This is a genomic window from Edaphobacter sp., from assembly GCF_035532915.1.
Classification (GTDB): Bacteria; Acidobacteriota; Terriglobia; order Terriglobales; family Acidobacteriaceae; genus Edaphobacter.
The window spans coordinates 1-5209 of record NZ_DATKQC010000395.1; the positions used below are offsets into that span (position 1 = coordinate 1).

At 61.4% G+C, this 5209-nt stretch carries 5 protein-coding genes; 2 read left to right on the forward strand and 3 right to left on the reverse strand.

Annotation, left to right across the window (positions count from 1 at the left end):
* Both VMU57_RS18730 and VMU57_RS18735 read left to right on the forward strand, forming a co-directional pair.
* Positions 1 to 2008, forward strand: a 2008-nt coding sequence (locus VMU57_RS18730; protein ID WP_325386216.1) for an ADOP family duplicated permease, incomplete at its 5' end; no start/stop codon positions are given.
* Between the two features lie 60 nt (positions 2009 to 2068).
* On the forward strand, positions 2069 to 3010 hold the full coding sequence (locus VMU57_RS18735) for a cation diffusion facilitator family transporter (RefSeq protein ID WP_325386218.1): 942 nt from the start codon (positions 2069 to 2071) through the stop codon (positions 3008 to 3010).
* 6 nt (positions 3011 to 3016) lie between these two features.
* On the opposite strand, the gene VMU57_RS18740 is transcribed toward VMU57_RS18735, so the two are convergent.
* The 3 genes from VMU57_RS18740 to VMU57_RS18750 all read right to left on the reverse strand — a co-directional run.
* Positions 3017 to 4165: an alpha/beta hydrolase gene (locus VMU57_RS18740; protein ID WP_325386220.1), complete on the reverse strand. Its 1149-nt coding sequence runs from the start codon at positions 4163 to 4165 to the stop codon at positions 3017 to 3019.
* Positions 4166 to 4354: 189 nt separating this feature from the next.
* A complete protein-coding gene (locus VMU57_RS18745; protein ID WP_325386222.1) occupies positions 4355 to 4780 on the reverse strand; it encodes an OsmC family protein in 426 nt (141 codons plus the stop codon).
* Positions 4781 to 4948: 168 nt separating this feature from the next.
* The coding region (locus VMU57_RS18750) for a hypothetical protein (protein ID WP_325386224.1) at positions 4949 to 5209 on the reverse strand (261 nt) is incomplete at its 5' end.

Below are 5209 nucleotides of genomic sequence, written 5' to 3' on the forward strand. Positions count from 1 at the left end.
GACTTTTACCTTCAATGGCTTGCCGGTCACCGTGGTGGGCATTGCCGCTCCGCAGTTCTTTGGCGACCGGCTGGAGAGCGATCCAGCCAACTTATGGATCCCGCTGCATCAGGAACCAGTCTTCGAGGAGCAGGGAGATACTGCAAATTTTCACACGCCGGGAATGGCCTGGCTCTATCTCTTTGGACGGCTCAAACCGGGGGTGAACCCGGCCACGGTTCAGGCTCAACTCACAGCGCAGTTGCAGCAGAAGCTCCTCGCCGACGGGCATCTCGATAAAGCCGATCTTGTGAAGCTTCCTAACCAGAAAATTCTCCTTACTCCAGGCGGAGACGGCATCTCCCAGTTCAGAAGCAGATCGCGAAGCGGCCTCTATCTGCTCTCCATTGCCTCCATTCTGGTGCTCCTGATTGCCTGTGCGAACCTGGCGAATCTACTGATGGCCCGCAGTGCGGCGAGGCAGCAGCAGACAGCGCTCCGGCTCTCTCTTGGGGCCACCCGCCTGCGGCTGATACGCGCTGTGCTGACCGAGAGCGTGCTGCTCTCGCTGATCGGCGGCGCGGCTGGGATATTACTCGCTTATGGAGGAGCAAAGGCGCTGCTGATGATGGCCTTTCGCGGCGCGACCTATGTTCCTATCAGCGCTTCGCCTTCGCTGGCGATTCTGAGCTTCGCCTTGTTGATCTCACTGATTACAGGAATCGTCTTCGGAGTCGCCCCGGCGTGGATCGGGACTCATGCCGATCCTTCGGAGGGTCTGCGCGGCGGTACACGCAATATCGGAGGCAAGGCAGTGCGGCCGCAGAAGGTGCTGATCGTGGTGCAGGCGGCGCTCTCGCTGGTTCTGCTGGCCGTCGCCGGTCTGGTGACGCAGAGTCTGCGCAATCTTGAAAAGGCGGACATGGGCTTTGAGACGAAAGGGCGGCTGATCGCTTCGATTGATCCGATGGGCGCAGGGTATAAGCCGGAGCAACTGCCCGCGCTCTACCAACAGGTGCAGGACCGCCTTCAAGGAATCCCCGGGGTTCTCAGCGCCAGCTTCTCGCGGTTCAGCCCGCAAAACGGTTGCTGCATGACCATGGATATCTCGATTGGAGGGCGCTCGGAGAGTTGGATTGGAGACACCGACGTCATCTCTCTGCGGGTCAGCCCGCACTACTTTGAAACCATTGGAACGCCGGTGCTGCGGGGCCGTCCCATTACGGAGCAGGATACGGCGACCTCGCAGCATGTGGCTGTAGTCGATGACGCATTCGCGCGAAAGTTCTTCGCCGGAAGCGATGCGATTGGAAAGCACTTTGGCCTGTCGTTGGCTGGCCATGGCTACGATTATGAGATTGTCGGCGTGGTTAAGAACACGATGTATCAAAGTCCCGCCTCGACGCAGATGCCGATGTATTTTGTGCCGTTCGCGCAGACGATCCACTATCCGGAGACCGGCTATGCCCGGCTGGAGACCTCCACCATGTACTTCCGGTCGATCCAGCTGAGGGTCGCTGGAGGGCCGGAGAGTTATGAGAAGCCGTTACGTCAAGCCCTCGCCGGCATTAATCCCGACCTGTCGCCGACTAATGTCAAGACCTACCGCGAGCAGGTGGCCGTTCAGTTCAACCAGCAGCGCCTGATGGCCCGGCTTACCGGCCTCTTCAGCCTGCTTGCACTTTTGCTGGCCTCCGTCGGACTGTACGGTGTGACGGCGTACAACGTCACTCGCCGTACCAACGAGATTGGCGTTCGCATGGCTCTCGGGGCGGACCGGGGCAACGTCGTCAGCATGATTCTGCGTGGGATATTCTCGCAGATCGGCCTTGGACTGGGTATCGGCATTCCTCTGGCCATTGTTTGTGGCCGCTATCTGGCGCATCAGCTCTACGGAGTTGGCCTGTTCGATCCGTTCGTGCTGGGCGGAGCAGCCGCCGCCCTATGTGCCTGCGCGCTGATCGCCGGTCTTCTGCCCGCGCGCCGTGCCGCTTCCATCGAGCCTTCCGAAGCACTCAGGGCGGAATAGCGCGTTCGTGTTCCGTTGCGACGCATTGAACCGCGACTGAGGCAGGATTACACTTGAATCATGCACATGGTCGCCACCCCTAACCGCAAGATGCAGCGCGTCCTGCAGTTCTCCATGGGGTTGACCTTTGCCTATGTCGTAGCGACCTTCTTTTTCGGTCTGCGCGCCCATTCGCTGGCCCTGATCTCCGAGGCCGGGCACAACGTCTCCGACCTGCTGGCCATCCTGCTCTCCTTCGTCGCCGTCTACTTTCAGGCGCGGCCCGCTACCGAAGAGAAGACCTTCGGCTACCAGCGCGCCGGTGTGCTCGCCGCCTTCGTCAACGCGCTGACGCTGATCGTGCTGGCCGCGTGGATCGCCATCGCCGCCATCCACCGTCTCAACGCGCCGGTCGCGGTGCAGCCAAGGCTGATGATGTATGTCGCGGCGGCTGGCGTGGTGATGAACGGTACGGTGGCCACGTTGCTGTGGCGCTTCTCGGGCGACGTCAACATCCGCAGTGTCTTTCTGCACATGCTGGGCGATACGCTTTCGACCGCCGCGGTGATCGTCGGCGGCGCGGCGATCCTGTTTACCGGCATGACCTGGATCGACCCTGTACTCTCGATCATCATCGCCGCCATGATTCTATGGAGCTCGGTCGGCATCGTCCGCGAGACGCTGAATATCCTGCTCGAAGGCACGCCGCGCAATGTTCAGCTGGGCGCGGTGCGCGAGGCCATGCAGTCGGTTCCGGGAGTGGTCAATGTCCATGACCTGCACATCTGGTCGCTGGGCTCGCAGTCGCGTGCGCTGGCCAGCCATGTGACGATTCCGGAGATGCCGATGTCGGAGTGCAGCAGCATTCTCGAGGCCATCAACTGCTCCCTGAAGGAACGCTTCCACATCTACCACACCACCATTCAGTTCGAGACCCGGGGCTGCGAGACCACGCATGGCTGCAGCGCTCCGCCCGAGTTGGAAGCCGTCGGCGCACACGATCACCACGGCCACTCGCACTGAAAAGCTTTATTGCTTCGCGGCTGCGATGGGATAGCCCTGCCATAGATATTCGAGGGCCTCGGGCAGCGTCTGCTGCCTGACGGCGTGATCGACGTGGCCTGCGTTGCGGGCAAAGACAAACTGGTAGTGATACCCCCTGGCGGCCAGCATCTGGGCCATCCGCTCATTGGCGACCACCCAGTCATGCATGTTGTCGCGCATGACGTTGGGGTTGAAAAGGTCGCGGTCGCCGACCTCCATCCAGAGGCGCAGCGGCTTTACCGGAGAGTTGGGGATGAGGTGCTCGTGGAACTCCCATGCGCCGTGCGGTGTCTGCGGGTTGTACGGCCATTGCTGGTTGACGTAGGTGCCCGAGTAGGTGAGTACGCGGTGGTACCACTCGGGGTGATACCACGCCATGATGAGGGCGCAGGAGCCGCCGGAGCTGCCGCCCATGGTGGCGCGGCCATCGGGATCGCTGGTCAGCTTGACGTGGTACTTTGCTTCCACCAGGGGCAGCACTTCCTTCTCGACGAACTCGGCGTAGCGGCCCGACATGGTGTCGTATTCGAGGCCGCGCTCGCTGCCCTGGGCATCGCCGCTGCCGTTGCTGACGGAGATGGCGATCATCACCGGCACCTTATGCTCGGCGATGAGGTTGTCGAGCGCGGTGAAGAGCGCATGGTCGGGGCCGTCGGTTCCGACGATGAAGGGAGCAGCGGTGCCGGGGACATATTGTTTGGGAACATAGACTTCGACGCGGCGCGTGTAAGGGGCAGGATGGCTGGTCGTCACGATCAGCTTGGCCGGGTCGTTTGGGTCGGGCGTGCCAAAGGTGCCGGGCTCGCGGGCGATGCCGGGATAGAGCTTGCTATCGGTCGATTGCATGACGAATTCGGAGACCGTTCCCTGGGGCACGCCCGGCTGCACGGACATCTCGGGGGCCGGGGTGTGGGTTGGGCCGATGATGAAGTTTCCATCAACGCTGGCGGGAGGAATCGTGCCGTCGGGCAGCTCTTTGGCTGTGACATAGCCCGGGGTGTGGGGATCGCGGGTAGGAGGAGTGGGACGTGCCGGATGGGCTGTCTGCGCCGGTGGAGTTGCGGACTGGGCCGGTGCGGCGGGTGCGCCAGCCATCAGGCTGATCAAAAACGCGATGCTCAAAAGACGAAGCATGGGAGGGACTCTTTCTTGCCTCAGAGGTCGAACTTAGACAGAGCTCGTGCCTTGCCGGGCTGGAGTTTACGCTCCCATCCTTCGCGGTGAAACTGTGAAGGATGGGCACCCGAGGGTTTGAGGTCTGGTAAAGCCCATGTCCCAGAATCGGGACATGGGGCACCCGCTTTTGTGATTCTGGCGCTGGTGCTATACCAGGGTTGCGTCCAATGTGATCTCTGCCGCCTTCAAGACTTTCGAGACCGGGCAGCCGACCTTGGCCTTGTTGGCCAGTTCGTCGAACTTCGCCTTGTCCACGCCGGGAACCTTGGCCTTGGTGGTGAGGTGGATTTTGGTGATGGTGGGGCCTTCGCCGTGCAGGTCGAGCGTGAGCACGGCGGTCGTCTCGATCGAGTCGGGAACGAGTCCGGCTTCGGTCAACTGCGCGCTCAGCGCCATGCTGAAGCAGCCCGCATGGGCCGCCGCGATCAACTCTTCGGGATTGGTTCCGACGCCATCGGCGAACCGGGTGGCGAAGCTGTACTGCGTCTCCTTCAAGGTGCCGCTCTGGGTCGAGATGGTGCCCTTGCCCTCTTTCAAACTGCCATGCCAGACTGCGCTTGCGCTGCGTTCCATCGTGTTTCTCCTTATTGAGAGAGTAGAACATCTCCCGCTCTTCGTTTCTTCAACAGAAGATTAGATGACGCGCCGAAAGCGTTCGTTGTGGAATTTAGGAACGTAGCGGCATCAAGGAAAAGGCCCGGCGGTTGCGCCGGGCCTCATCATCGATACAGGGTTGTTTGCCTAGAAGGTCGTGCCGACCGTCAGGCGGAAGGTCTTGCGCGGCTCGCGGAGCAGGTAGTTCGCCCCGTAGTACTGGACCGCCTGCTGATAGGTGAACAAGCCCGCGTCCGAGGTTGGGAAGAAGCTCTGGAACTTGTTGCCCGCACCCGAGTTCGGTACGGCAAGCTCCTGTGGAATGGTCTTGTAGAGCCGCAGCGGGTTGTAGGCGTAGTAGATGCGGAACGGAGCATTGACGATCGGGAGGATCACCTGAAGCTCAAC